Consider the following 24,653-nt stretch of genomic DNA (forward strand, 5'->3'; position numbering starts at 1 on the left):
CTGTTTATTTTAGTCATATAGACGTATACATATTTAAGTATAGCATGGATGGAAGGCGGTGTCAAATGGGGCGGGATTTGAAAAATTTCTTTACTTTTGTGGGGAAAATGTGATATAATAAACCATTAAACGGCCAAGGGGTGAGGTACATATGAAGATTTACCGGCGGCTTTTGGCCTCTTACCTGTGCGTATGCCTGGTGCCGCTGCTGATTTCCATGTTTACGATCTTCAACCTGGAGCGGAACGTGCGGGACTCTATGGAGCAGGACATTAAGTTTGCCGTGCGCAGCACCCAACAGCATATGGACCAGACCCTGAGCAACACGGCCAATGCCATCAACATACTGGCGGAGGACACGCTGATCTCCGCGCTGGCGGAAAAGACGGCGCTGGCGCCCCTGGAGATTTACGACCTGTGTGAGCTGATCGACCTGTTCTCGGTGACGGTGAACCAGCGGGAAGGGTACTTTAGGGGGTTTTGCTACTTTTACCGCAGCGGGTTCCTGGTTTCCAACAAGCGGACCTACCACCCGAATGTGACGGAGCTGTTCTCTCACGAGCTGGAGTTAGACTTTGCGGCGCTGGCACCGAGGGGCGGGGAGGACGGGGTGGACCCCCAGCCCCATATCCGCACCCTGTACCAGAAAGACGGCAGCGGCTGCGTGCTGGTGTACCGGAACATCTACGACGCGCGCTATAAGGAAAGCGTGTGCTGCATCGGCATTGTGATACAACTGAACGACAGGCTTTTACAGCGCACCGGGGAGGGGCTGGACCCCTTTGTAACCGGCGAGGACGGCCAACTGCTGTATGGCAGCGGGCTGGCCCGGCAGGCCCTGGCCCAGGGGGATTTGCCGGCTTTGGACGGGGGCACCTTACAGGTGGAGGGGGAGGGCTACCTTTGCGCCACCAGGGTTTCGAACCTGAGCGGGATGCGGTACGGGGCGCTGGCGGCCCAGCGGGAATATTACCGCGACCTGCGGCTGATGTGGGGCCGCATTATACTGGAATGCGCCGTTTCGGTGGCGGTGGGGGTGATGGCGGCGGTGTTCCTCAGCCGGCAGACCTGGTCGCCGTTTAAGAGCGCGCTGATGCTGATCAACAAACCCCGTTCCAGCGGAGAGAGGACGGAATATAACAGCATGAAAAGCGTGGCCCAGGCCCTGACCAGCGTGGCCCAGGAGCGGGAGAGCATGGAAAGCCAACTGCTGCGGTTGCAGGCCCGCACCCGCAGCGGCCAGATAGGCCGCTACCTGGCCGGGCTTACCGACGACCCCTCGCTGCTCTCCCAATACATTGAGGACGGGCAGCCTTACTGGCTGATTGTGTTTTCCATTGCGGCCACAGGGGAGGACAGGGGCCAGGCAGGGGTGCTGGAGCAGCTCTATACGGCCATCTGCCGGGTATTGGAAGAGGTGCTGCTGGAGAAGAAGAGCGGCGTGAGCCTGGCCCTGGACGGCCGGGCCGTGATGCTGGTACAGGGCACCCTGACCGGCGAGGAGGTGCGCCGGGCGGTGGCTATGGCGGAACAGGCCCTTTCGGTGCCGGTGGTGTGTTACATCAGCGACCCCTGTATGTACCTGGCCGACGCCCCGGACGCCTGGAGCTGGGTGCGCCGGGCTTACCAGAGCGATATCTTCTGGCAGCGGGGCAGGGGGCCGGGGGTGTGGCCGGCCAAGGACATCCTGCGGGGGGCCAGCTACCGGGACTACCGGGACCTTTTGGAGCGGCAGAGGAAACTGGCCGGCTATATGGCGGGCAAAAACTACGGGAAGGCCCGCCAGTGCCTGGAGGAGATTGTGGCCCAGGACCTTTCTGACCAGGAGATGCCCTTTGAGATGATACAGCACCGGTATGCCGGGGTGTGCGAGATGCTGTTGGCGTATCTGCCGGACAGGGAGGGCTTTGAGGCCGGGCGGCATATGCCGGGGCCGGGCAGTACCGCCGGGCAACTGGAGGCGTGGCTGTTTGCCGTGTTTGAGCGGGTGCAGCAGCAGGCCGGGCCTGGGGAAGAGGGGGCTGCCGGGAACCAGGAAAGCCCCTGGGCCCGGCAGGTGCAGGCGTATATCCGGGAGAACTACCGGGACCCGGCGCTGAACGCCAGCATGATTGCCGGGCATTTGCAGATGAACCTTTCTACCCTGAGCAGGCGGTATAAGAACGCGGTGGGCCGGGGCCTGCTGGACGAAGTGCATACGGTGCGCCTGGAGGCTGCAAAAACTTTGCTGGACAAGGGTGTAAGCGTGCGGGAAACCGCAGAGCGCACAGGGTATGTGGAGTCGCGGGCCATGATACGGGCCTTTAAGCGGTATGAGGGCATTACCCCCGGCCAATATGCCGGGCGGGAGTAGGAGAGAGCGGACAGCGTGGGCAAACAGCCTGGGCTGTCCGTTTTTTGCATGGATGGGCGGTGGGGGTGTGCAAAAAACGGCAATCAGGGGGATGGCTTGCCAATAATTGCAAAACGGGTTTTGGCCATTTACGGTGTTGCGGGTGTTGTGCTACACTTATTGATATAGTTAAGGCGGCGCCGCACTGAAAATTGTGTGCGAGTTGCACAGGGGCCCCGGCGCCCGGCACCAGAGGAAGTGGTGGGCAGGGGTTGTAAAGCGCATTGGTTTACAGTGGGCGTGCCTGGGACACGCGGCGTAACCCGCCGCGGATTTTGACGGAAGGGAAGGATAGGACAGCGATGAAAAGCGCAGCCAACGCAACCGCGCCGCCGGTTGCAGGAATGAAGGTGAAGAAATTCACCTGGCCAAACATCAGGAAGGACTTTCGGAAGAACTGGCCCTTATTGCTCATGGTATTGCCCGCGATCATTTTCTACATTGTGTTCCATTACATACCCATGGGCGGCCTGCTGATGGCTTTTGAGAACTTTAAGCCCAACCTGGGCCTGTTCCACTCCCAGTTCGTGGGGTTTAAGAACTTCCAGGACTTCTTTGGCTCTGTGTACGCATGGCGGGTGACCCGCAATACCTTGATCCTCAGCCTGTTGCAGATCGGCATTGAGTTCCCCTTGACCATACTTTTTGCCCTGCTGCTCAACGAGGTCAACAGCAAGCGGTACCGCCGGACCATCCAGACGGTGTCTTATATGCCCTACTTCATCTCTATGGTGGTGGTGGCGGGCATCATTATCGACTTCTGCTCCTCGGAGGGTGCGGTGACGTCGATTGTGGGGGCCATTACCGGCAACTACGACAACCTACTGGGCAACTCTGCCAACTGGCGGGCCATCTATGTGATCTCGGACCTGTGGAAAACCATGGGCTTTAACGCGATCATCTATGTGGCGGCGCTAGCGGGCATTGACCAGACCCTGTACGAGGCCGCGGAGATTGACGGGGCCAACCGGTTCCAGCGGATATTGAAGGTGACGCTGCCGGGCATTATGGACACCATTATGATCATGCTGATTTTGCGCATTGGCCAGATGCTTTCGGTAGGGTACGAGAAAACCATTTTGCTTTACAACCCGCAGGTGTATGAAACGGCTGATATCCTCTCCAGCTTTATTTACCGTAAGGGCCTGCATGAATCCAACTATGGCTATGCCACGGCCGTTACCCTGTTCAACTCGGTTATCAACTTTGTGCTGCTGCTGATCTCCAACGCGGTGAGCAAGAAGTATACGGAATCCGGCCTGTTCTGAGCCTTGGAAGAAAGGAGAGTTACGGAATGGTCAAGAATAAGTCTTTTGGCAGCAGGCTGTTCAATATTTTGAACTGCGCCTTTTTTGCCCTGATCATCGTTGTTTGCATTTTGCCGGTATGGCACGTGCTGTGCGCCTCCTTCTCTGAGGCGGGCTGGGTGCTGAACCAGACGGGCATTATCTGGCGGATTGAGGGGTTTAACCTTAGCGGGTACCAGTTGGTTTTTGCGGACAACCGCATTTGGACCGGCTACCTGAACACCATCCTGTATGTGTTTGGCAACACGTTGCTGGGCCTGTTTTTGACGGTGATGGCGGCCTATGCCCTGTCCCGCAAGGACTTTTTGTGGGCGAACCCGCTGATGTTCATTATCTCGTTTACCATGCTGTTTTCCGGCGGTATTGTGCCCACCTACCTGCTGGTGACCCAGACCCTGCACCTGTATGACAGCCGCCTGGCGCTGATTATACCCACCTGCATGAGCGCCTTTTACCTGATTTTGGTGCGGACGGCTTTGCAGAACGTGCCGGAGAGCCTGGAGGAATCGGCCATGCTGGACGGGGCGGGGCGGTTTACCATTTTGTTCCAGATTATGCTGCCGCTGATTAAGGCCACGCTGGCCACAGTGATGCTGTACTATGTGATTGGCAACTGGAACGCCTGGTTTAACGCCATGATCTACCTGCGTTCCCGGGACAAATACCCCTTGCAACTGATTTTGAAAGACATACTGGTGACGGCAACGGACACCATGTCGGTAGACACGGCGGTACTGTCTTCGTCGGACTCGGCGGACTCGGTGCTGTATAAGCAACTGATCAAGTACTGCACCATTATGGTGTCTACCGTACCCATGTTCATCTTCTACCCCTTTATTCAGAAGTATTTTGAATCCGGCGTGATGATTGGCGCGGTGAAGGGGTAAGGACGCCTGCGGGAGATCAGGGGGCGGGCCCCGCGGACGGCCTGCCGCCCTTATCTTGGGCGGGCTGCTGGGAGGCGGCTTTGCCCGGACATAACCATACCATGTTACAGGAGGAAAACCACATGAAAAAGTTCAAAAGGCTGATGGCCCTGGTCATGGCTCTGGCGCTGGCCCTTTCGGTGGCGGCCTGCGGCAATGACGGCAGCAGCTCCGGGCAGACCAGCTCGGCGGGCAGCAGCGAGGCCAGCGGGGAGAGCTCTTCTGCCGAGGGCGGCGAGAGCAGCGGCGAGGCCGCCCAGGCCGGTACCGTACAACTGCCCCTGACCACGGAGCCCGTTACCCTGACCTACTGGGTGTACGCGGACGAGAACTGCGCCATTATGAAGGAAGACTACAACGACAACGAGTTCTACCAGGAGATGGAGAAACGCACAGGCGTGCACCTGGAGTTTGAGTTGGTGGCAGCCGCTGACCGGCAGACCAACTTCAACCTGATGATCGCCTCTAACCAGTTGACGGACCTGATCTATGCGGGCGCCTCTTACTACGCCCAGGGCCTGGACGCCGCCATTGACGACGGGTACTTCCTGGACCTGACCGACAAGGTGGACGAGTATATGCCCAACTACCAGGCCATCCGTAAGTCTGACCCCAACTATGAGCGGCCCACCATCACCGACTCTGGCCGTATTGGCACGGTGTATGAGCTGCGGCAGTCCAAGCAGGGGCCCTGGCTGGGTATGTGGATGCGCAAGGACTGGCTGGACAAGCTGGAGATGGACGTGCCGGAAACCTTTGACCAGTGGCACGACGTGCTGACTGCCTTTAAGGATAAGCAGGGCGCCACCGCCGCGCTGATGCTCAACTGGAGCGGCAGCGACGGGGAGATCGGCCAGATGTCCGCGGGCTACGGCGTGCTGAACAACTGGCAGTTGGACGAGAGCGGCAACGTGAACTACGGCCCCTACATGGAGGGCTGGAAAAAGTATGTGACCACCATGCACCAGTGGTATACCGAGGGGCTGATTGACCCCGATTTTATGGCTACCGACGAGCGTGCCGCCGATATGACCACGGTTGTTACCGGAAAGTCCGGCGCTTTCCCGGCGCTGTACACGCTGCCTTCCCTGTATGAGGCCTCCTCGGAGGACCCGGATATGTACCTGATCCCGGTGCGGCCCCCGGTGGAGAACGCCGGCGACGAACTGCACCTGCGGCTGCGTGACTCTTACGTTTCCGGCAACACGGCTATTTCCGCCCAGTGCGAGCACCCGGACATTGCCATGCGCTGGCTGGACTACCTGTTCACCGAGGAAGGCGCTTTGCTGGCCAACTACGGTGTGGAGGGCGATACCTTTGAGTATGACGCCGACGGGAAGATTGCCTATACCGACAAGATGCTGAACAACGAGAACGGCTGGACCGCTGCCCAGACGATGGCCAGCTACCTGTGCCCCTCCTCTGGCATTGCCAACTGGTCTGACTGGACCCGTGAGCTGATCAATGTGCCGGAGAAGGACCAGGACTGCTATGAGGTGTGGGGCGCTGCCGGCGAGGACTACCGCCTGCCCGCGCTGTCCCTGACCCCGGACGAGTCTGTGGAGCGCGCGGCGCTGTACGCGGACATCAGCACCCTGGTGAAGGAGAATACCGCCAAGTTCATCAGCGGCGCGATGGATATCGAGAGCAGTTGGGACAAGTATATCTCTGACCTGGAGAGCATGGGTGTGAAACGGGCCATTGAGATTACCCAGGGCGCTTACGACCGTTATAAGGCCAGATAAGGCCGCTGCTGCCCAAGGGGCAAGCGCTATAGCCCCATAGGAGGACCGCCCCGGATAAGCGAAAGCTTGCCGGGGCGGTTTTTGGGGTGGCGGCTGTTTTGACAGGGCAGAAAGCGCCTTTTGGGATACAGTTTCCCCTTGACAGGGGTGGGTTTTTATGGTATGCTAAGTAAGCCGCATACTGCGGGTAACAAGGGCCCGGACGGGCACACCCGCTGTAGCGAGATCAGGATAAAGGCAGGAAATTAGATGTTTGCAGTGATTGAGACAGGCGGAAAGCAGTATAAAGTGCAGTATGGCGACGTGATCTATGTGGAGAAACTGAACGCCGCAGAGAACGACACCGTGGAGTTCCCGGTGGTGGCTGTGTTCGGCGAGGGCGAGCCTAAGGTGGGCACCCCCTATGTGGATGGCGCTACGGTGACCGGCAAGGTTGTGAAGAACGGTAAGGCCAAGAAGATTACGGTGTTTACCTACAAGCCTAAGAAGAATTCCAAGCGGAAGATGGGCCACCGGCAGCCCTATACGAAGGTGCAGATCGAGGCTGTTAAGGCCTGATGATCCTGGTGGATTTTTATGTCCTTCCCGGCGACCGGATCTTGGGGTTCCGTTTTCAGGGCCACGCAGGCTGGGCGGATAAAGGGATGGACATTGTATGCGCGGCGGTTTCTTCGGCAGCGTACCTGACAGCCAACACGATTACGGAAGTGCTGGAACTGGCGCCGGAAACCTTGCGGGCCGAAGAGGGGGAGATGCTCCTGCGGCTGCGGACAGAGGATGTGCTGGCTTGCCGGGCGCTTTTGGACGGGCTGTCGCTGCATATGGAGGGGCTGGAAAAGCAGTACCCGGCGCATATGCGGGTTGCGTACGTAGAGGCTTAAAATAAGCCATGATTTTTGAATAGGAGGCTATTATTATGCTGAGAATTGATATACAGCTTTTTGCGCACAAGAAAGGTATGGGCTCTACCAAGAACGGCCGGGATTCCGAGTCTAAACGCCTGGGCGTAAAGCGCGCTGACGGGCAGTTTGTGCTGGCCGGGAATATCCTGGTCAAGCAGCGGGGCACCAAGATCCATCCGGGCGAGAACGTAGGCCGGGGCAAGGACGACACCCTGTTTGCCAAGGTGGACGGCAAGGTGCGCTTTGAGCGCATGGGCGCGGACCGCAAGAAGGTCAGCGTGTACGCCGCCGAGTAATCTGGCACAAACCTGAGAGAAGGCCCCTTCGCGTGTAGAAGGGGCTTTTTTGTGGAGAAGAAACAGAGGGAAACGGGGGAGGAGAAAGGTGACGTTGGGGATCTACACGAAAAGGCTGGCTATAGAGCCCTTTCGCCTGGCTTTTTTGGAGGACTATTGCCGGGAGTTTACGGAGGGGATCACACAATACCAATACCCGGACAGTTTTACGGACCTGGCGGCCGCGAGGCAGGTGATGGCCGGCTTTATAGAGGATATGGAGCGGGGGGAGATGCTGGAACTGGCTGTTTTGGACCGGGAGGGCCAGTTTATTGGCAGCGTGGAGGTGTTCGGGCTTAAGGAAGAGGCCCCGGAGATTGGGCTGTGGATGAAGGGGGCGGCCCAGGGGCTGGGGTACGGCTATGAGGCCCTACAGGGCGTTTTGGACTACCTGAACAGCTTGGGGCGGTATACGTACTACCGGTACGAGGCCGATGTGCGGAACCTTCCCAGCCTCCGCCTGGCGGAGAAATTCCGTTTTGAAAAGGGCGGGCAGGAAGAGGTTATAACAGGGTCCGGGAAAAGGCTGCTGTTGCAGGCTTACCGGATTTACGGGTAAGAGGACACAGGACGGCTGGGGAGGATCCCCTGGGAGGTGCAAAGATGTTTATTGACGTTGCGAAAATCTACATTAAGGCCGGGGACGGCGGGGACGGCGCGGTGGCTTTTCACCGGGAGAAGTACGTGGCGGCCGGGGGGCCCGACGGGGGCGACGGCGGCCGGGGGGGGAGCGTGGTGTTCCTGGCGGACAGCAACCTTTCTACGCTGGCGGATTTCCGCTATAAGCGCAAGTATGTGGCCCAGCGGGGGGAGAACGGCCGGGGCGGGCGCTGCGCGGGAAAATCGGCCCCGGACCTGGTGGTGCGGGTGCCCTGCGGCACCCTGGTAAAGGATGCGGAGAGCGGGCGGGTGATCGCCGACATATGGGACGGGGAGCCCCAGGTCATTGCCAAAGGGGGGAAAGGCGGCTGGGGGAACACCCACTTTGCCACCCCGGCCCGGCAGGCCCCCCGGTTTGCCAAGCCCGGCCTGCCCGGCCAGGAACTGACCGTACAGCTTGAGTTGAAATTGCTGGCGGACGTGGGGCTGGTGGGGTTCCCCAATGTGGGGAAGTCCACGCTGATCTCTGTGGTGTCAGAGGCCAAGCCCAACATTGCGGACTACCACTTTACCACCCTGACCCCGGTGCTGGGGGTAGTGCCTTTGGGGGAGGGCCGCTCCTTTGTCATGGCGGATATCCCCGGATTGATTGAGGGGGCCTGGGAGGGCAAAGGGCTGGGGCACCAGTTTTTGCGGCACGTGGAGCGCTGCCGGATGCTGGTACACCTGGTGGACGTGGCAGGCAGCGAGGGCCGGGACCCGAAAGAGGATTTTGCCATTATCAACCGGGAACTGCGCAAGTTTAACCCGGAACTGGCGGAGCGGCCCATGCTGGTGGCGGGCAACAAGTGCGACCTGGCCGAGGAGGCCCAGGTGGAGGAATTCCGCCGGTTTGTGGAGGGGCAGGGGTATAGCTTTTTCCCCATTATCGCCCCGATCAACGAGCAGGTGGACGTGTTGCTGGACGCCATTACCGCCCAACTGCAAAAGCTGCCGCCGATCCTGCGCTATCAGCCGGAACCGGTAGAGTTGCAGCCGGTGGAGCAGATGCAGCGGGAGAAGGCCAGCGTGCGCGTGGAGGAGGGGATCTACCTGGTGGAGGCCCCCTGGCTGGAGCGTATTATGCTGACCGTGGACTTCGACGACGCGGAGTCTTTGCAGTACTTCCAGCGGGTGCTGATACAGACCGGGGTGATCGACGCCCTGCGGGAGGCGGGCTGCGACGAAGGGGATACGGTGGATATTTACGGGCTGGAATTTGACTTTGTGGAGTAAGGGGTGGGGGATTTGGAAACACTTTTGGGGAAACCCGGTGATTTCCGGCTGCTGAGCCCGCTGGATCTGGCCTTTGTAGGGGACGGGGTATATGACCTGCTTTGCCGGGAGTACCTGTTGCAGGGCGGCAGTTGCCCGGTGAAAAAGCTGCATGGCCGCAAAACCCGCCTGGTGCGCTGCCAGGCCCAGGCAGCGGCGCTACGGGCCCTGTGGCCCCGGCTGACCGGGGAGGAGCAGGCCGTGGCCCTGCGGGGCCGCAATGCCCATGTGGGCCATGTGCCCAAAAATGCCAGCACCGCGGACTATCACGGGGCGACGGCTATGGAGGCGCTGTTTGGGTGGCTGTACCTGGCCGGGGATATGCCCAGGGTGCGGGAACTGTTCGCGCTGGCCCTAGACGCCGCCGGGCAACCCGAAACATAACGGAGGGGATAGGATGGTGCGGGACAGGTTGATGGAAACATTTACGGCCCCGGAATTCCGGCAGGCGTTCCGGCTGTATTTTCTGGAACTGGGCTGCCAGGTGAAGGACTGGGAGAGGCTGTTCCGGGAGATGGACGGGGACGGCCGGGGGAACCGGGCCTTCCTGCGGGAGGACGGGGGGCAGGCGGTAGGGTTCATCCAGTTTTGCATGGTGGAACTGGAGAGCTGGTTCTTCCGCAAAAAGGTGGGGTTTATCCGGGAGTTCTGGGTGGCCCCGGCGTACCGTGGCCAGGGGCATGGCAAGGCGCTGCTGGCCAAGGCGGAAGGGTACCTGAAGGAGGCCGGAGCCGGGGGCGTACTGCTGACCACAGACACGGCGGCGGGGTTTTACCAACGGCAGGGCTACCGCCCGGACCCTTATATGCAGGCAAAAAACCATGACCCGGTGTACGGGAAGGATCTGCCGTGAAAGGAAAGGGCGAGAGGAGAGCATAGTATGCGGAGCAAACGCAAGGATTTATTTCTGGACGCAGCCTTTTTGGTGACAGGGGCGGTGGTGTATGCAGCGGCGGTGACCGGGCTGACCGCGCCCAACAACATTGCCCCCGGCGGTGTGACGGGCCTTTGTACCATGCTGAACTTTTTGTTTGGCACCCCCATTGGCCTGATGAGTTTCCTCATCAACATACCCATTATCATCTGGGCGGTCCTGGAGATTGGGTATAAGCTGGTGGTGCGCACGATGGCGGCCATTGTGCTGTCGTCGGTGTTTATCGACCTGTTTTCCGGCTTTATGCCGGTGTACCGGGGGAACCCGATCCTGGTGGCGATTTTCTCCGGGGTCTGCGAGGGGCTGGGCCTTTCGCTGACCTTTGTGCGGGGGGCTACCACCGGCGGCACGGATATGGTGGCCCGGCTGCTGGAGCACCGGATGCCCCACCTGTCCATGGGCAAGCTGATGCTGGCCCTGGACGGGGTGATTGTGGCGGTGTCGGCGGTTGTGTTTGGCAGCATTGAAAATGCTATGTACGCCTGCATCGACATTTTTGTGTGCACCAGCATTATCGACTCGATCCTCTACGGTACGGACGTGGGCACGGGCAAGCTGTTCTATGTGATGTCCCCCAAGGTGCGGCAGATGGGGGAACGGGTGATACGGGAGATGGACCGGACGGTGACTTACCTGGACAGCCACGGCGGCTACAGCAAGGAGCCAGGGGAACTGATGCTGTGTGTGGTGCGCCGGTTTGAGGTGTACCAGGTACAGGCCATTATACGGGAAGAGGATAAGAACGCCTTTGTGATTGTGGGGGACGCGGGGCAGATTACCGGCGAGGGCTTTCGGCCTATGCGCCCGGACGACAAGCCCCTGGGGGAACTGCTGAAGGAATTGCGGGGCGGTGAGAACGGGCGCTAAAAAGGAAAAGGCCCGGCACAATGCCGGACCTTTTGGCTGCCATAGGGCGGTTTAGAACTGGTTGTCCTGCTCCTGGCTGTAGTTGGAACGCTGGTTCTGATTCTTGTTGTTTTTGCTGTTCTGGTTCTGGTTCTGGCTGTTCTGGTTGCTCTGGCGGTTCTGGTTCTGGTTCTGGGAGCGGTTGTTCTGGTTCTGGCTGCGGTTATTCTGGCTCTGATTCTGATTAGACATAGCGTTAACACCCTTTCATTCTCAAAATCTGAAACCCGCGGGGCGGCAAAGCCTGGCGGCTGTGCCGCCCCGGAGGCTTTTCGAGATTATTGTGGACGGGCGGGGGCAAAATATGCGTTTCCAGGTTTTTCCTGTGCCGGGTGGGATCCGCCGGAAATGGGGAAAATGCTGGGACGGGTGGTTAAAAAACCAAAGACGGTAATAAAATGAATAGTATGAGGTGATCCTATGCGATTGGACAAGTATTTGAAGATCTCCCGCCTGATTAAGCGGCGCACAGTGGCCAATGAAGCCTGTGACGCCGGGCGGGTACTGGTGAACGGCACGGTGGCGCGGGCGTCTTACGGCGTTAAGGTGGGGGATGTGCTGGAGATCCACCTGGGGGAACGGGTGCTGAAGGCGGAGGTGCTCTCTGTAAGCGAATATGCCACCAAGGACCAGGCTGCCAGCCTGTATAGGTTTTTGGAGGGCTGACATATTTGGGGCCGGCCGGGCATACATTCCCAATGGAAGGGGATGAGCCAATGGCGGAGCAGCCGTTAAGAAAGCACGGACTGACGCTGGACGCCCGGGAACGGCTGACAGCCACCGGCATCAAGCGGATCGACTTTTTCAGCGACGAGCTGATTACGGCCCAGACAGAACTGGGGCAGTTGAATATCAAGGGCCAGGGCCTGCATATAGAGAGCCTGAACGCCGACACCGGCGATATGCTAGTAAAGGGCACGGTGGGGGCGATGTCTTACACGGAGAGCAGCCCGGCCCTGTCTTTTTTCGGCAGGCTGTTTAAATGAGCGCGGGCATTTTGCCCGCCGCCTGCCTGTGCCTGTTTTCCGGCGCGTTGCTGGGCGGGATGTTTTTGGCGTTTAAGCTATTGCGGCTACTACTGCATGGCGGCAAGCTGTGCATGGCGCTGTTTGACGTTTTGCTGGGCCTGGCTTGCGCCGTGACGGCGTTCCTGTGCGCGCTGGCGCTGGATAAGGGGCGGCTTAGGCTGTTCCAGGTGCTGTTGCAGGGGCTGGGCGCCTGGGGGACGGTGGTTTCCCTGGACCCGCTGATTGACGGCATGGCGGCGGGGATACGTAAGGCGGGGCGCTGGCTGCGGGGCTTTATGCGCCAGCGGATCTGGCAGCCCTGCCGGCGGGGCCTGGGCCGGCTGGGCGGGGCGATCAGGAAGGCGGCCAGGAAAGTACTGCCCAAACGAAAGCCCCCGGTGCGGAAGGCTAGGCGGGGGAGAAAGCGGGCGCGCAGCCGCAAAAAGAAGGGGCTGCCTGGGCGGAGGGCTCATGGACAGACGCCCGGTCGGAATGGACAAAATGACAGAAAAAATGTGGGCAGTTTGCAGTATAGTGCGCCGGTGACGAGCCAGAGCCGAAAGTAAGTTCCTGCCGGGAAAGAAAAAAATTTGCCTGGCAGAAGAAAAAACCGCAAAAACCCCTTGAAAACATTACGTAAACTAGTATATAATGGGAATAACATATCTACAAGGCGGGGAGGGGACACGGTGCGTAAGGCCAATGAGGTGAAAAAGGAAAAGCGCCGGGGCAGTTTTGTGATAAAGCTGGCCATGTTTGGTGTTACGCTGGTGTTGCTGCTTGCCATTGTGGAGCGTCAGGTGCAGATTGGGGAAAAGCGGGATAGGCTGGCCCAGTTGCAGTCACAACTGGACAGCCAGAATCAGAAAAACCAGGAGCTGCGTAAGTCGCTGGAGGATGAGGACGGCTTGCAGGGCTACGCGGAACGGCGGGCCAGGCAGGAACTGGACTACGCAAAGCCTGGCGAGCGGATCTACATCGACATGGGTGGCGAATAGGCTGCGGAAAACACAGAAACTTGAGGAGGAACACGGGAGATTATGGGGCTTGCGGTTGGAGAGATCTACGAAGGGAAGGTTACGGGGATTACAAAGTTTGGCGCGTTTGTCAGCCTGGAGGGCGGCAAGACGGGGATGGTGCATATCTCTGAGGTGGCGCCTACCTTTGTGAACGAGATCAAGGACTTTGTGACCGAAGGGCAGACGGTGAAGGTGAAGGTGCTTTCGATCAGCGAGGAGGGGAAGATCAGCCTTTCGATGAAAAAGGCGCTGCCCCCGGAGGAGCAGCACCGGCCCCGCCGGCAGAACCAGGGCCAGGGGCAGGCCAGAAGGCCCGGCCCGCGCCCGCCACGAGCACCCCGCCCGGAGCCGGCCGTTAGCCCTGGCCGGCCAGGTGATTTTGAATGGCAGGGCCGCCGCAACGACAGCGGCAGCTTTGAGGATATGATGAGCCGGTTTAAGCAGACCAGCGACGAGAAGATGTCGGATTTGAAACGGGGGAATGAAACCCGCAGGGGGTATTCCCGCCGGGGGCCAAAGGGTTAAGCGGCCCTGGGCCGGGCGGCCTGTGCTGCAAACAGCCGTTTTGGGCGGCGGCATGGCGCCAGGCCGGGGATTATGTGTTGATGTTTGAAAAGGAAAAGCCTCACCATTGCGGCGGGGCTTTTTGCATTGGAGGTAAATGTATGCGGGAAATCGACGCGAAGGAGATCAGCGCCGCGGTGGCGGAACTTTGTGTGGCGGCCAACCGGGAACTACCGGGGAGCCTGGAGGCTTTGCTGGCCAGCGCGGCCCAGCAGGAAACAAGCCCGGTGGGCAAACCGGTTATGGGCGACCTATGCCGGAACTTGCAGGCGGCCCGGCAGATGGGGGTACCGATTTGCCAGGACACGGGGATGGCGGTGGTGTTTGCCCAGGTGGGGCAGGAGGTGCACATCAACGGCGACTTTGAGCAGGCGGTGGACGAGGGGGTGCGCCGGGGCTATGTGGACGGGCTATTGCGGTGCTCGGTGGTGGCGGACCCGCTGCGGCGGGGGAATACCGGCGATAACACCCCGGCGGTGCTGCACATACGGCTGGTGCCGGGGGACAAGCTGACGCTGACCGTGGCGCCCAAAGGCTTTGGCAGCGAGAACATGAGCCAGTTGCGTATGTTTACCCCGGCGGCAACGGAAGAGGAGATTACCGGCTTTGTGGCCGGGGTGGTTAAGGAGGCCGGTGGCAACCCGTGCCCGCCGGTGGTGCTGGGGGTGGGCATAGGGGGCGACTTTGAGTTGTGCGCCTTGCTGGCCAAACAGGCCCTTTGCCGGGATGTGGACAAGCGCCACCCGGACCCCTATTATGCGGGTTTGGAGGCTAAGATGCTGGCCGCTGTCAACGGGACAGGCGTGGGCCCGCAGGGGTTTGGGGGGGACGTAACGGCGTTGGCCGTGAACATTGAAACGTACCCCACCCACATTGCGGGCTTGCCGGTGGCGGTGAATGTGGGCTGCCATGTGACCCGGCACCAGACAGTGGTGCTGTAGGGCGGGGGATCGGGAAGGTACTGCCTGTGGGCGCAGCGGGGAAAGGAATCGCCCAAAACCATAGTTTTTTCTTTGCCTATTGCATTGTTTTGTAGATTGTGCTATACTAAGGCTAGAGAACATAGTTTACGGCGTGCCCCCTGCGGGCGGCCGGGAATCAGGAGGACATACCATGAAAATCACAATCATCGGCAGGAAAGTGAACCTTCGCAACAGCTTTAAAGAGCTGGTAGAAAAAAAGCTGGCCAAGTTTGACCGGGTTTTTGACAAGGACGCTGAGGCTGTTGTTACTGTTACGGTAGAGCGCAACCGGCAGACGGTGGAGATCACCATCCGCCAGCGGGGGATGATCTGCCGGGCGGAGGATACTTCGCTGGATATGAACGAGGCGTTGGACCATGTGATCGCCGCCCTGGGCCGGCAGATGCGCCGGAACAAGACCCGCCTGGAAAAGGCCAAGAAGGTGGACCCGGGCCTGGTGTTTACGGACGACTATTATGAGGAGCCGGAGGAAGAGTTGCAGGTGACCCGCACCAAGCGCTTTGCCGTAAAGGTGATGGCCCCGGAAGAGGCCATTATGCAGATGGATATGCTGGGGCACTCGTTCTTTATGTTCCGGGACGACCAGAGCGGGGAGATCAACGTGGTGTACCGCCGGAAAAATGGCGACTACGGCCTGCTGGTGCCGGAGGAGAAATGACGGAAATGACTTTTTCGGCCCCCTGCCTGCTGGGGGTGGAGGGCCTTGCCGCCCAGGAACTGCGGGAACTGGGGGCCGGAAATGTGCAGGCGGAAAACGGCCGGGTGCTGTTTTCCGGCGGTTGGGAAGTGTTGGCCAGGAGCAACCTGTGCTGCCGCTATGTGGAGCGGGTGGGCATACAGATGGGGGAGTTCCCGGCCCGGAGTTTTGAGGAACTGTTCCAGGGGGTGAAGGGCCTGCCCTGGGAGGGGCTGTTGAGCAGGGACGCGGCTTTCCCGGTGACGGGGAGCAGCCTGAACAGCAAGCTGCACAGCGTGCCGGATTGCCAGGCTATTATCAAAAAGGCTGTGGTGGAACGGCTGAAGGCCAAATACCATATAAGCTGGTTTGCGGAGGACGGCCCGGCCTACCGGATACGGTTTCGGATTATGAAGGACAGGGTGAGCATCACCCTGGACGCCAGCGGGGCCGGGCTGCACAAGCGGGGCTACCGGCCGGCCTCGGTGGCGGCACCTATGAAGGAAACGCTGGCGGCCGCGCTGGTGAAACTGGCCCGGCTGCGCAGCGACGGCAGTTTTATCGACCCCTTTTGCGGATCGGGTACTTTGCTGATTGAGGCGGCGACTTTGGCCATGCACATTGCCCCCGGCCTGGGCAGGTCCTTTGCGGCGGAGGCCTGGGGCGGGATGCCGCAATCGATGTGGCAGCAGGAGCGGGAGCGGGCCCGGAGCCAGGAAAGGCGGGACACCGGATTTTTTGGACAGGGCTATGACATCGACCCTGCCGCGGTGGAACTGGCCCTGGAGAACGCCCGCCGGGCCGGTGTGGGGGACTGTGTGGCCGCCTCGGTGCGGGATATACGGGCTTTCCGGGAGGAGGGCCGGTTTGGCTGCGTGGTGTGCAACCCGCCCTATGGCCAGCGGCTGCTGGATCAGCAGGAGGCCGGGCGGCTGTACCGGGTGATGGGGAAGGTGTTTGTGCAGCGGCCCGGCTGGAGTTATGGCATCATCACCCCGGAGGACGACTTTGAGCGGCTGTTCGGCAGGCCGGCGGACAAGCGCCGCAAGCTGTATAATGGGATGATACGCTGCCAGTTCTATCAGTATTTTAAGGCCAAGCCTAGGGCTGGGGAAGGAAAGTGATGGCCATGAACCTGCTGCGACGGCTGAGGGGAGAGATGGAAACGCCCCGGTTGCTGCTGCGCCGCTGGGAACGGCGGGATTTTAACGCATATATCGCCATTGTTTCTGACCCGCAGGTAATGGTGCCGGCCGGGTGCAGCCCGGCGGAAACCATGCAGGCGGCCAATGACGCCTTTAGCCGGGATTTGCGCAACGAGGACTGCTATGCCATTGCGTTGCGGGAGAGCGGGGAGGTTATTGGGCGGATCAAATACCAAAGCGACCTGCGGCGTTTTCATGTGAACAGCATTTCGGTGGGCTATGAGTTGCGCCGGGACTGCTGGGGCAACGGGTACATGACCGAGGCTTTGGAGATGATGGTGCGCAACGCTTTTGAGCGCCGGGGTGTGGATGTAGTGGCGACCAGCCACTACGCGGACAACCAGCGCTCCCGCCGGGTGATAGAGAAATGCGGCTTTAAGCTGGAGGGCGTGGTGCCCTGGGCTTGTAAGCGGGCCGACGGGAAGATTTGCGACGATGTGTGCTACTCTATTTTGCGGACCGATTACGTTTCGGGGGCAAGCCGGCGTGGCGAATAGGAAAGAGAATAAAAGGATCCCTGCCATACAAACGGCAGGGATCCTTTTATTCTGTTTAGAGTCTGTTTTAAAACCGGAGAAATGCTGGATTTTTGTCCAAAAACGAGGGCTTTCAAGGAAAAAACCGCAAGAAAGGCTTGCCGCCTTTCGAGGATTTTTGACACAGAAAGCACCGTTTTGGGGAAAAATAGACGGCGTTTCGGAGTTTTAAAACAGACTCTAGGGGGATCAGCACATATACCCGCCCTCCATGGGGGAGGCGGCGTTTTGGGTGAACAGGCGGAGGGCCCCGCGCCGGTAACGGGGCGCCGGGGGCGTCCAGTGCTCCCGGCGGACGGCAAGGGCCGCGTCGATCTCGGCGGGGGATTTCCTCTCGCCGGCAATGCCGACCAGGCAGAGCCGGCGGTTGGGGAGGTCGATCTCGATCAGGTCGCCCTCTTCCACCAGGGCAATGGGGCCGCCGGCGGCGGCCTCGGGGGAAACATGGCCAATGGCAGGACCCCGGCTGGCCCCGGAGAACCGGCCGTCCGTAATCAGGGCAATGCTGGCCGCCAGTTCCGGGTCAGAGGAGATGGCCTCGGTGGTGTAGAACATCTCCGGCATACCGCTGCCGCCTGGGCCCTCATAGCGGATGATCACCCCATCCCCCGGCTGGATATCGTGGCGGAAGATGGCGGCAATGGCATCCTCTTCGCAGTCAAAGGGGCGGGCGCGCAATGTGGCCTGGTGCATCTCCTTGGGCGCGGCGCTGTGCTTGATGACGGCACCCAGCGGGGCCAGATTACCTTTGAGCACGGACACGGTGCCGTTGTCGCCGAGGGGGGCATCGAAGGGGCGGATTACATCGGTGCGGGTGAGGCCGGTGGGGGCCAGCAATGCCTGCCGCTCCTCATAGTAGCCGGAACGGCGCAGGGCATCTAGGTTTTCGCCCAAGGTCTTACCGGTTACGGTCATGGCGTCCAGGTGCAGCATAGAGCGGATCTCTTCCATCACCTGGGGTACGCCGCCGGCATAGCTGAAGAATTCCGCCGGCCAACGGCCTGCCGGGCGCACGTCCAGCAGGTAGTGGGCCCCCCGGTGGAGGCGGTCGAAGTCATCGGCGGACAACGCGACACCGAACTCACGGGCAATGGCAGGCAGATGGAGCAGGGCATTGGTGGAGCCGGAGATGGCGGCGTGGACCATCACGGCGTTTTCAAAGCTGTGGCGGGTGACCATCTGCCGGGGCGGCAAGCCGCCGGTTGCCAGCCGTACCGCCTGCTTTCCAGCGGCGATGGCGGTTTCCCTCAGCAGGGGGGAGGTGGCAGGGAGCAGGGCGGTGCCGGGGAGCATTAGCCCCAGGGCCTCGGCCATGATTTGCATGGTGGAGGCCGTGCCCATGAAGGAGCAGGCCCCGCAGGACGGGCAGGCGTGGTGCTTATAGTAAGTGAACTCTTCCAGGGTGATTTCCCCCCGGCTGTACATGGCGCTGTATTTGCCGATCTGCTCCAGCGTGAGCAGGTCGGGGCCGGCGGCCATGACCCCGCCGGTGACAACGATGGCGGGCATATTGATGCGCCCAATGGCCATAAGCTGGGCCGGGACGGATTTATCGCAACTGGACAGGAATACCCCGGCATCAAAGGTGGTGGCCCCGGCGTGGATTTCGATCATGCCGGCCATCATATCCCGTGAAACCAGGGAGTAGTTGCCGCCGTCATGGCCCTGGGACATACCGTCGCAGATATCGGTGGTGAAGTACAGGGCCGCTTTGCCGCCGTTTTGGTCGATCTCCCGGCCGGCAGCCTGGGTCAACTCCAGCAGGTGGGCGCTGCCGGGGTGGCTTTGCCCATAGGCGCTTTCTACCAGGATCTGGGGCTTTTCCAGGTCCTGGGCAGACCAGCCCATGCCCATACGCAGGGGGTCCATCTCAGGGGCCAGGGCCCGGATTTGTTGGCTTTTCAGCATTGCTTGCGCTCCTTTCGCATCAGGGGGAAATAATAACTTCAGACGGGGTACGGTTTTGTGGTTTTGCGGTTTTACTCAGCAATAGGCCGTTTTTTGGCGTGGCCGAAGGTTTCCGGCGCTTTAAGCCAGAGCAGCAGATAGACCAGGGAGGGGATGATCCCCAGCACCCAGCCAATGGGCGCTGCCAGCCAGATACCGATGTACCCAATGGCCAGGGGCAAAAATACGGAGATGCCGATTTTGGAGGACAATTCTATCATGCTGGACACCAGGGTGACTTTTACGGCCCCAATGCCCCGCAAAGCAGAGTTGACCGTCCAGATGGCGCCCAGGGCCACATAGAAAGCGCCTTCGATACGGATCATGCTGATGGCGGCGTTTAGCACGTAGTCGCTGGGGGCTTCCATAAAGACCAGGGCCAGGGGGCGGGCGAATACCAGGATCACCGCGGTGGAGAACAGGGCCAGCCCGGCGACGATCAGCAGGCCCTTCTTCAGCCCCTCGCCGATACGCTGGTATTGCTTAGCCCCATAGTTCTGGCCGGCATATACGGAGAAGGAGAAGGCCACATTGGAGAAGGTAACGCTGGCCAACTGCTCTACCTTGCCGCCTACGGTGTAGGCCGCTACAATGTCTGAGCCAAAGGAGTTGATGACCGCGGTGATGACGAACATACCCACACAGAGGACAGCGCTTTGGGCGCACATGGGCAGGCCGATGCGCAGGTACTCCCGTATCATGGCGCTATCATAGGCCCAGGCAGGGCGGTCGGGCATGAGGCGGGCGTACTTTTTCAGCATATAGCCAATACACAGTACCGCAGACACCAGTTGGCTGAGGACGGTGGCAAAGGCCACGCCGGCCACCCCGCCGTTTAAGGTCAGCACAAAGAACAGATCCAGGGCCACGTTTAAGAGGGAACTGAAAATAAGGAAATACAGGGGGGTTTTGGAGTCACCGATGGCCCGCATGACCGAGGTGGCGCCATTGTAGGCCAGGGCAGCGATGGTCAGCCCGCCGGTTATTTGTATATAGGCCACAGACTGGCCGACGATGTTCTCCGGCGTGCCCAGCAGCGCCATCATAGGGCGGGCCCCAAAGAAGGCCACAAGCCCCAGGATCACACTGCCGCCCAGCACCAGGTATACCGCGTGGGTCACGGCTTTTTTCAGGCGGTCCTGCTGCTTGGCGCCCTCTGCCTGGGACACGATGACCGAAAGGCCGTTGGTAAGGCCATTGCCCATAAACATGATGAACACACTGGTGGAACTGGCCGCGCCAATGGCTGCCAGCGCGTCGATACTGACGAAACGCCCTACCACGATGGTGTCCACCACATTGTACATCAACTGGAATACGCCGCCGATCAGCATGGGGATGGCGAACAGGATCAACAGCCGGGCAGGGGGGCCCTGGGTCATATCCAGGTTGGCGGCTTTTTGCTTTTTCATGGTTTCCTCATTCTTTTTCCGTTTAAGTGGATGGTTGCCGTATGCCGAAAAATCTGATGGCGCGGGGCGCACATCAGATTTACGGGGGGGTTAGGTTGCCCTTTGCAACTGTTCTTTATTGTATTGCAGGGTATAGAGGTTGTAATACCGGCCCTTCTGGTGCAAAAGCTCCTGATGGGTGCCCTGCTCCAGAATCTCGCCGTGGGACAGTAGGATAATGTTGTCCGCGTGCTGGATGGTGGACAGCCGGTGGGCTACAATGAGCATGGTGCCGATGTTTTTCATCTTCTCCAGGGAGTCCTGGATCAGGAGCTCGGTTTCCGTATCGATATTGGCGGTGGCTTCGTCCAGGATCATGACGGCGGGCTTGTGGATAATGGTGCGGGCAAAGGACAGCAGTTGCCGTTGGCCGGCAGAGAAGTTATTGCCCCGTTCCCGAACCTGCTCGTCCAGGCCGTTGTCCAGGCGGTAGATAAAGCTGTCGGCGTTTACATATTCGCAGGCCTGGCGGATGTCCTCTTCGGGGAATTCATCCCGCAGTACGATATTGCTGCGGATGGTGCCGGAGAACAGGAATACATCCTGAAGCATCTGCCCAAAGTGCCGGCGCAGGGAAGAGATGGTGATGTCCTTGATGTCGACGCCGTCGATGAGGATCTGGCCCTTCTGGATGTCATAGTTGCGGCAGATGAGGGAGAGGATGGTGGACTTGCCTGAGCCGGTGGAGCCCACGAAGGCCACGGTCTGCTTAGGCTGGATGTGGAAACTGACGCCCTTGAGCACCCATTCGCCGGGGTTATAGGAGAACCACACGTCCCGGAACTCGATCTCGCCCCGGATGTTTTCCAAATCTTTGGCGTTGGGGCTGTCTACGATTTCGGGCACCATATCCATGACGGTAAAGATTTTTTCCGCAGCGGCAAAGGAGCGCTGGAGCATATCGAACTGCTCGGCCAGTTGCTGGATGGGGTTAAAGAACTTGGAGATAAACATATAGAAGGAAACAATGACGCCGCTGGAGATGGTTTGGTCCAGGAAAGACCAGCCGCCGATATAGCCCCGGCCGCCCAGGTACATTAGGCACAGCACAGAGGAAATATACAGCATATAGACCATGGGCTGGAAGATGCCAAACACGAACATCCGGCTGCGCTTGGCGTTTTGCAGGGTTTTGGAGCGCACCAGAAAATCCTGCATTTTCCGCTCTTCCCGGTTGAAGATCTGGGTGATCTTAATGCCGGAGAGGTTTTCGGAAAGGTAGGTGTTGATGTCGGTAGTGGCGTCATTGACCCGCAGGTGCACAGAACGGGAAAAGCGCCGGAAGATAATGGTGAAGAGAACCACAAAGGGCACAAAGCACAGCACCATCAGGGTGAGCATATAGTTGAGCACCAGCATGGCTGCCAGCACGGCGATGACGACCATGACATTTTGCACCAGCGTGACCAGGATGTTGGTGAACATAAAGGAAATGGCGTTGGGGTCGTTGCTGACACGGGTGACCAGCTTGCCTACGGGGATATTGTTCAGTTGTTCATGGGAGAGGCTCTCGATGTGGGTGAACACGTCCCTGCGCATGGCGGAGAGGATCTTTTGCCCGACTTTTTGCAGGATCATGGCCTGGATGTAGGTGCAAACCAGCGAAACCAGCAGGATGCAGACATAGATGGCCACGATCCGCAGCAGGTAGGACATCTCAAAATTACCCACCACGGTTTCCTCAATGTGGCCGATGACCAGCGGGGCGACCACCGAGTAGACGTTGGCCAGCAGCATAACAAAGAACACCAGCACAAAGTGCTTGCGGTAAGGCTTGGCGTAAGCCAGCAGCCGCTTGACGATTTCGGAGTCGGGCATATTGCGCTCCCGGTTTTCCAGGACGTTTTTCCGCTTGGCGGTGATGTAGGCAACGGTGAATACCAGGGCGAACATACCGATAATGCCGCCTACAATCAGGATAGGCAGGATGTTACGCATTGTGTTCGCCCCCTTCTTCGTCCAGTTTTTGCAGGTCGACCATTTTGGTATAGGCAGGGCAGTTGGCGTACAGCTCGGCATGGGTGCCCACGGCCACCAGCTTGCCCTCGTCGATAAACAGGATCTTGTCCATCTGCTCGATGGTGGAGATGCGGTGGGCGATCAGGATGGTGGTCTTGCCCGCCCGTGTGGCCCGCAGGTTGCCTAAAATGGACCGCTCGGTTTTGGTATCTACCGCGGAAACAGAGTCGTCCAAAATCAGGATGGGGGCGTTTTTCATCAGGGCCCGGGCAATGGAGATACGCTGTTTCTGCCCGCCGGAAACCGTGACGCCCCGCTCGCCCAGCACCGTATGGTAGCCCCGCTGGAACTGTTTGATGTCATGGGCCACATCAGCCAGCTTGGCATACTGGTTGATGGCCGCGTTGTCGTATTCCTCTACGCCAAAAGCGATGTTGTTCTCAATGGTGTCGGAGAACAGGAAATTATCCTGGGGCACATAGGCGCAGCCTTCCCGCAGGGAGTGGATGGTGATGCTGTTTACATCCTGGCCGTCCACAAAGAGGGTGCCGTTAGGCACATTGTATGTACGCAGGATCAGATCCACCAGCGTGGTTTTGCCGGAGCCGGTTTTGCCCACCAGGCCCACGTTTTCGCCGGCCTGAATGGTAAAGGAGATATGCTCCAGTGCGTCGAATTCCCCGTCCGGGTAGCGGAAACTCAGATCCCGGAACTCGATATTGCCTTTGACCTGCTCGATGGGTTTGGCGTCCGGGCGGTCTTTGACGGCCACGGTGGCATCCAGCAGTTCGCTGACCCGGTCCAGGGAGGCTTTGCCCCGGCTGGACATATCGATCAGTTCGCCGACGGCCATGATGGGCCAAATGATCGAGTTGAAATAGCCGATGAACTCAACGAGCTGCCCGGCGTTAAAATAGCCCTGGTACACCAGGAACCCGCCATAGCCCAGAATGACGCAGATTACGCTTTCAATAAACAGGGTAACAAAGATGCGGAACAGCACGGCGGTTTTGGTGTGGTTGATGTTGGCGACCTCGTTTTCCTGGTTTAGCTTGTTAAAGGCAAGCAGTTCTTTGGACTCTTTTACAAAAGCCTTGATAACCGCAATGCCGGAAAAACTCTCCTGGGCAAAGTCGGACAGGTTGGAGAATGCCTCCTGGCGGATATCCCACTTGCGGGTGAGGTTTCTGCCTACCATTGTGGCCATGCACAGCAGCAGGGCCATGGGGATCATAGAGAGAAGGGTCAAGAGGGGGTTCATCTTCCACATTTTAATGACGGCCAGGGTGCCCATAAACAGCGCGTCAAAGAACATCAGCACGCCCCAGCCAAAACAGTCCTGTACCGTGTCCAGGTCGTTGGTGAACAGGCTCATCAGGTTGCCCACCTTGTTCTCCTGGTAGAACTCCCGGCTGAGGTTTTTGGCATTGTCAAACATCCGGTTGCGAAGGTCTGCCTCCAGCCGGATAGCGCTGCCCATAAAGGCCAGGCGCCATAGGAAACGCCCCACCACAATGACCAGAATTACGCCAACCATAGGCATACAGACCCGGTCCAGCAGAAAGTCCATGTTAAAGGCGACCTGCTGGCCGTCTATTTCCACAAAGCCCTGGTTGATGCCGTTAATGACCATCTGGTACAGGTTGGGGATCAGCAACTGGAAGTAATCGACCGCAACCAGCGCGCACAGGCCCAGCAGCAGGATCCAGGCGTACTTTAGGTAGTAGCGGTTGATATGCTTACCGATTATCATGGTTTTCCTCCTTTTCCTCTATAAAGTATATCACAAGGCCTTATTATAGCACAGCTTTTCCGATTTTTCTACCCCTTTTATAAATAAAATTGCAGGATTTATAAAAAATATTCCGTGAGTCTTATGAGTATTGAAGAGATTTATAAACTGTTTATAAAGCCGGGTTTGCGGCCGCTGGCCCTGTGTAGGCCC

At 59.2% G+C, this 24,653-nt stretch carries 27 protein-coding genes; 21 read left to right on the forward strand and 6 right to left on the reverse strand.

Features of this window, described 5'->3' with window-relative positions; all coding sequences use genetic code 11:
- Positions 1-151: 151 nt before the first annotated feature.
- The gene (locus U8U01_RS04695; protein ID WP_322171048.1) at positions 152-2,353 is read left to right on the forward strand and encodes an AraC family transcriptional regulator; all 2,202 of its coding nucleotides are present in this window, start codon (positions 152-154) and stop codon (positions 2,351-2,353) included.
- Between the two features lie 268 nt (positions 2,354-2,621).
- Here U8U01_RS04695 and U8U01_RS04700 read toward each other — a convergent pair whose 3' ends face one another.
- The gene (locus U8U01_RS04700; RefSeq protein WP_322171051.1) at positions 2,622-2,807 is read right to left on the reverse strand and encodes a hypothetical protein; all 186 of its coding nucleotides are present in this window, start codon (positions 2,805-2,807) and stop codon (positions 2,622-2,624) included.
- Here U8U01_RS04700 and U8U01_RS04705 point away from each other — a divergent pair.
- From U8U01_RS04705 to U8U01_RS04755, 11 genes are all read left to right on the forward strand, one after another.
- Positions 2,806-3,660, forward strand: a complete 855-nt coding sequence (locus tag U8U01_RS04705) for an ABC transporter permease (protein WP_322171054.1) — start codon at positions 2,806-2,808, stop codon at positions 3,658-3,660. The two genes, U8U01_RS04700 and U8U01_RS04705, sit on opposite strands and share 2 nt — an antisense overlap.
- Positions 3,661-3,686: 26 nt before the next feature.
- Positions 3,687-4,586, forward strand: coding sequence for a carbohydrate ABC transporter permease (locus U8U01_RS04710; RefSeq protein ID WP_322171056.1), 900 nt, complete (start codon positions 3,687-3,689; stop codon positions 4,584-4,586).
- A gap of 122 nt (positions 4,587-4,708) precedes the next feature.
- The gene (locus U8U01_RS04715) at positions 4,709-6,370 is read left to right on the forward strand and encodes an extracellular solute-binding protein (protein ID WP_322171059.1); all 1,662 of its coding nucleotides are present in this window, start codon (positions 4,709-4,711) and stop codon (positions 6,368-6,370) included.
- Positions 6,371-6,619: 249 nt separating this feature from the next.
- On the forward strand, positions 6,620-6,928 hold the full coding sequence (rplU, locus tag U8U01_RS04720) for a 50S ribosomal protein L21 (RefSeq protein WP_322171062.1): 309 nt from the start codon (positions 6,620-6,622) through the stop codon (positions 6,926-6,928).
- Positions 6,928-7,251, forward strand: coding sequence for a ribosomal-processing cysteine protease Prp (locus tag U8U01_RS04725; RefSeq protein ID WP_322171064.1), 324 nt, complete (start codon positions 6,928-6,930; stop codon positions 7,249-7,251). The genes rplU and U8U01_RS04725 overlap by 1 nt, the downstream gene beginning before the upstream one ends.
- Before the next feature lie 35 nt (positions 7,252-7,286).
- Positions 7,287-7,568 carry a 50S ribosomal protein L27 gene (gene rpmA / locus U8U01_RS04730; RefSeq protein WP_322171066.1) on the forward strand — a complete coding sequence of 94 codons (282 nt, stop codon included), beginning with the start codon at positions 7,287-7,289 and terminating at the stop codon, positions 7,566-7,568.
- An 88-nt stretch (positions 7,569-7,656) separates the two neighbouring features.
- Positions 7,657-8,166 carry a GNAT family N-acetyltransferase gene (locus tag U8U01_RS04735; RefSeq protein WP_322171069.1) on the forward strand — a complete coding sequence of 170 codons (510 nt, stop codon included), beginning with the start codon at positions 7,657-7,659 and terminating at the stop codon, positions 8,164-8,166.
- Between the two features lie 44 nt (positions 8,167-8,210).
- Positions 8,211-9,482, forward strand: a complete 1,272-nt coding sequence (gene obgE / locus U8U01_RS04740; RefSeq protein ID WP_322171072.1) for a GTPase ObgE — start codon at positions 8,211-8,213, stop codon at positions 9,480-9,482.
- 12 nt (positions 9,483-9,494) lie between these two features.
- Positions 9,495-9,905, forward strand: a complete 411-nt coding sequence (locus U8U01_RS04745) for a Mini-ribonuclease 3 (protein ID WP_322171075.1) — start codon at positions 9,495-9,497, stop codon at positions 9,903-9,905.
- A gap of 13 nt (positions 9,906-9,918) precedes the next feature.
- Entirely contained in the window at positions 9,919-10,374 is a 456-nt protein-coding gene (locus tag U8U01_RS04750) for a GNAT family N-acetyltransferase (protein WP_322171078.1), read from the forward strand.
- 27 nt (positions 10,375-10,401) lie between these two features.
- Positions 10,402-11,322, forward strand: a complete 921-nt coding sequence (locus U8U01_RS04755; RefSeq protein WP_322171080.1) for a YitT family protein — start codon at positions 10,402-10,404, stop codon at positions 11,320-11,322.
- Positions 11,323-11,373: 51 nt separating this feature from the next.
- On the opposite strand, the gene U8U01_RS04760 is transcribed toward U8U01_RS04755, so the two are convergent.
- A complete protein-coding gene (locus U8U01_RS04760) occupies positions 11,374-11,553 on the reverse strand; it encodes a hypothetical protein (protein ID WP_322171082.1) in 180 nt (59 codons plus the stop codon).
- Between the two features lie 228 nt (positions 11,554-11,781).
- On the opposite strand from U8U01_RS04760, the gene U8U01_RS04765 reads away from it, so the two are divergent.
- The 9 genes from U8U01_RS04765 (at position 11,782) to U8U01_RS04805 (ending at position 17,312) form a co-directional block, all read left to right on the forward strand.
- Positions 11,782-12,027 carry an RNA-binding S4 domain-containing protein gene (locus U8U01_RS04765; RefSeq protein WP_322171085.1) on the forward strand — a complete coding sequence of 82 codons (246 nt, stop codon included), beginning with the start codon at positions 11,782-11,784 and terminating at the stop codon, positions 12,025-12,027.
- Positions 12,028-12,077: 50 nt separating this feature from the next.
- Positions 12,078-12,347, forward strand: coding sequence for a YabP/YqfC family sporulation protein (locus U8U01_RS04770; protein ID WP_322171088.1), 270 nt, complete (start codon positions 12,078-12,080; stop codon positions 12,345-12,347).
- A complete protein-coding gene (gene yabQ / locus U8U01_RS04775; protein ID WP_322171091.1) occupies positions 12,344-12,934 on the forward strand; it encodes a spore cortex biosynthesis protein YabQ in 591 nt (196 codons plus the stop codon). The genes U8U01_RS04770 and yabQ overlap by 4 nt, the downstream gene beginning before the upstream one ends.
- Before the next feature lie 123 nt (positions 12,935-13,057).
- Positions 13,058-13,366: an FtsB family cell division protein gene (locus U8U01_RS04780; RefSeq protein WP_322171094.1), complete on the forward strand. Its 309-nt coding sequence runs from the start codon at positions 13,058-13,060 to the stop codon at positions 13,364-13,366.
- Between the two features lie 42 nt (positions 13,367-13,408).
- Positions 13,409-13,912, forward strand: a complete 504-nt coding sequence (locus tag U8U01_RS04785; protein WP_322171096.1) for a S1 RNA-binding domain-containing protein — start codon at positions 13,409-13,411, stop codon at positions 13,910-13,912.
- A gap of 140 nt (positions 13,913-14,052) precedes the next feature.
- Complete coding sequence (locus tag U8U01_RS04790) at positions 14,053-14,892, forward strand: fumarate hydratase (RefSeq protein ID WP_322171099.1); 840 nt, start codon at positions 14,053-14,055, stop codon at positions 14,890-14,892.
- Positions 14,893-15,064: 172 nt separating this feature from the next.
- Positions 15,065-15,592, forward strand: a complete 528-nt coding sequence (gene hpf, locus U8U01_RS04795) for a ribosome hibernation-promoting factor, HPF/YfiA family (RefSeq protein ID WP_322171102.1) — start codon at positions 15,065-15,067, stop codon at positions 15,590-15,592.
- Positions 15,589-16,734, forward strand: a complete 1,146-nt coding sequence (locus U8U01_RS04800) for a THUMP domain-containing class I SAM-dependent RNA methyltransferase (protein WP_322171105.1) — start codon at positions 15,589-15,591, stop codon at positions 16,732-16,734. The genes hpf and U8U01_RS04800 overlap by 4 nt, the downstream gene beginning before the upstream one ends.
- 5 nt (positions 16,735-16,739) lie before the next feature.
- Complete coding sequence (locus tag U8U01_RS04805; protein WP_322171107.1) at positions 16,740-17,312, forward strand: GNAT family N-acetyltransferase; 573 nt, start codon at positions 16,740-16,742, stop codon at positions 17,310-17,312.
- A 228-nt stretch (positions 17,313-17,540) separates the two neighbouring features.
- Here the strand turns inward: U8U01_RS04805 and ilvD are convergent, their stop codons facing one another.
- The 4 genes from ilvD to U8U01_RS04825 form a co-directional block, all read right to left on the reverse strand.
- On the reverse strand, positions 17,541-19,259 hold the full coding sequence (gene ilvD / locus U8U01_RS04810) for a dihydroxy-acid dehydratase (RefSeq protein WP_322171109.1): 1,719 nt from the start codon (positions 19,257-19,259) through the stop codon (positions 17,541-17,543).
- Between the two features lie 71 nt (positions 19,260-19,330).
- Positions 19,331-20,710 (reverse strand): MATE family efflux transporter, encoded by a 1,380-nt coding sequence (locus tag U8U01_RS04815; RefSeq protein WP_322171111.1) that lies wholly within the window; start codon positions 20,708-20,710, stop codon positions 19,331-19,333.
- 90 nt (positions 20,711-20,800) lie between these two features.
- Positions 20,801-22,687 carry an ABC transporter ATP-binding protein gene (locus tag U8U01_RS04820; RefSeq protein ID WP_322171113.1) on the reverse strand — a complete coding sequence of 629 codons (1,887 nt, stop codon included), beginning with the start codon at positions 22,685-22,687 and terminating at the stop codon, positions 20,801-20,803.
- The gene (locus U8U01_RS04825; RefSeq protein ID WP_322171116.1) at positions 22,680-24,461 is read right to left on the reverse strand and encodes an ABC transporter ATP-binding protein; all 1,782 of its coding nucleotides are present in this window, start codon (positions 24,459-24,461) and stop codon (positions 22,680-22,682) included. The genes U8U01_RS04820 and U8U01_RS04825 overlap by 8 nt, the downstream gene beginning before the upstream one ends.
- Positions 24,462-24,653 lie beyond the last annotated feature (192 nt).

The sequence above is a fragment of the Acutalibacter caecimuris genome, from assembly GCF_034335085.1.
In the GTDB taxonomy this organism is placed as follows: domain Bacteria; phylum Bacillota; class Clostridia; order Oscillospirales; family Acutalibacteraceae; genus Acutalibacter; species Acutalibacter caecimuris.

Bases quoted from the DNA above. Each gene is read 5' to 3' on its own strand.
- U8U01_RS04695 (WP_322171048.1), top strand. From the start codon at position 152: ATGAAGATTTACCGGCGGCTTTTGGCCTCTTACCTGTGCGTATGCCTG.
- U8U01_RS04705 (WP_322171054.1), top strand. From the start codon at position 2,806: ATGGTATTGCCCGCGATCATTTTCTACATTGTGTTCCATTACATACCC.
- U8U01_RS04700 (WP_322171051.1), bottom strand. From the start codon at position 2,807: ATGAGCAATAAGGGCCAGTTCTTCCGAAAGTCCTTCCTGATGTTTGGC.
- U8U01_RS04710 (WP_322171056.1), top strand. From the start codon at position 3,687: ATGGTCAAGAATAAGTCTTTTGGCAGCAGGCTGTTCAATATTTTGAAC.
- U8U01_RS04715 (WP_322171059.1), top strand. From the start codon at position 4,709: ATGAAAAAGTTCAAAAGGCTGATGGCCCTGGTCATGGCTCTGGCGCTG.
- rplU (WP_322171062.1), top strand. From the start codon at position 6,620: ATGTTTGCAGTGATTGAGACAGGCGGAAAGCAGTATAAAGTGCAGTAT.
- U8U01_RS04725 (WP_322171064.1), top strand. From the start codon at position 6,928: ATGATCCTGGTGGATTTTTATGTCCTTCCCGGCGACCGGATCTTGGGG.
- rpmA (WP_322171066.1), top strand. From the start codon at position 7,287: ATGCTGAGAATTGATATACAGCTTTTTGCGCACAAGAAAGGTATGGGC.
- obgE (WP_322171072.1), top strand. From the start codon at position 8,211: ATGTTTATTGACGTTGCGAAAATCTACATTAAGGCCGGGGACGGCGGG.
- U8U01_RS04750 (WP_322171078.1), top strand. From the start codon at position 9,919: ATGGTGCGGGACAGGTTGATGGAAACATTTACGGCCCCGGAATTCCGG.
- U8U01_RS04755 (WP_322171080.1), top strand. From the start codon at position 10,402: ATGCGGAGCAAACGCAAGGATTTATTTCTGGACGCAGCCTTTTTGGTG.
- U8U01_RS04760 (WP_322171082.1), bottom strand. From the start codon at position 11,553: ATGTCTAATCAGAATCAGAGCCAGAATAACCGCAGCCAGAACCAGAAC.
- U8U01_RS04765 (WP_322171085.1), top strand. From the start codon at position 11,782: ATGCGATTGGACAAGTATTTGAAGATCTCCCGCCTGATTAAGCGGCGC.
- U8U01_RS04770 (WP_322171088.1), top strand. From the start codon at position 12,078: ATGGCGGAGCAGCCGTTAAGAAAGCACGGACTGACGCTGGACGCCCGG.
- yabQ (WP_322171091.1), top strand. From the start codon at position 12,344: ATGAGCGCGGGCATTTTGCCCGCCGCCTGCCTGTGCCTGTTTTCCGGC.
- U8U01_RS04785 (WP_322171096.1), top strand. From the start codon at position 13,409: ATGGGGCTTGCGGTTGGAGAGATCTACGAAGGGAAGGTTACGGGGATT.
- U8U01_RS04790 (WP_322171099.1), top strand. From the start codon at position 14,053: ATGCGGGAAATCGACGCGAAGGAGATCAGCGCCGCGGTGGCGGAACTT.
- hpf (WP_322171102.1), top strand. From the start codon at position 15,065: ATGAAAATCACAATCATCGGCAGGAAAGTGAACCTTCGCAACAGCTTT.
- U8U01_RS04800 (WP_322171105.1), top strand. From the start codon at position 15,589: ATGACGGAAATGACTTTTTCGGCCCCCTGCCTGCTGGGGGTGGAGGGC.
- U8U01_RS04805 (WP_322171107.1), top strand. From the start codon at position 16,740: ATGAACCTGCTGCGACGGCTGAGGGGAGAGATGGAAACGCCCCGGTTG.
- ilvD (WP_322171109.1), bottom strand. From the start codon at position 19,259: ATGCTGAAAAGCCAACAAATCCGGGCCCTGGCCCCTGAGATGGACCCC.
- U8U01_RS04815 (WP_322171111.1), bottom strand. From the start codon at position 20,710: ATGAAAAAGCAAAAAGCCGCCAACCTGGATATGACCCAGGGCCCCCCT.
- U8U01_RS04820 (WP_322171113.1), bottom strand. From the start codon at position 22,687: ATGCGTAACATCCTGCCTATCCTGATTGTAGGCGGCATTATCGGTATG.
- U8U01_RS04825 (WP_322171116.1), bottom strand. From the start codon at position 24,461: ATGATAATCGGTAAGCATATCAACCGCTACTACCTAAAGTACGCCTGG.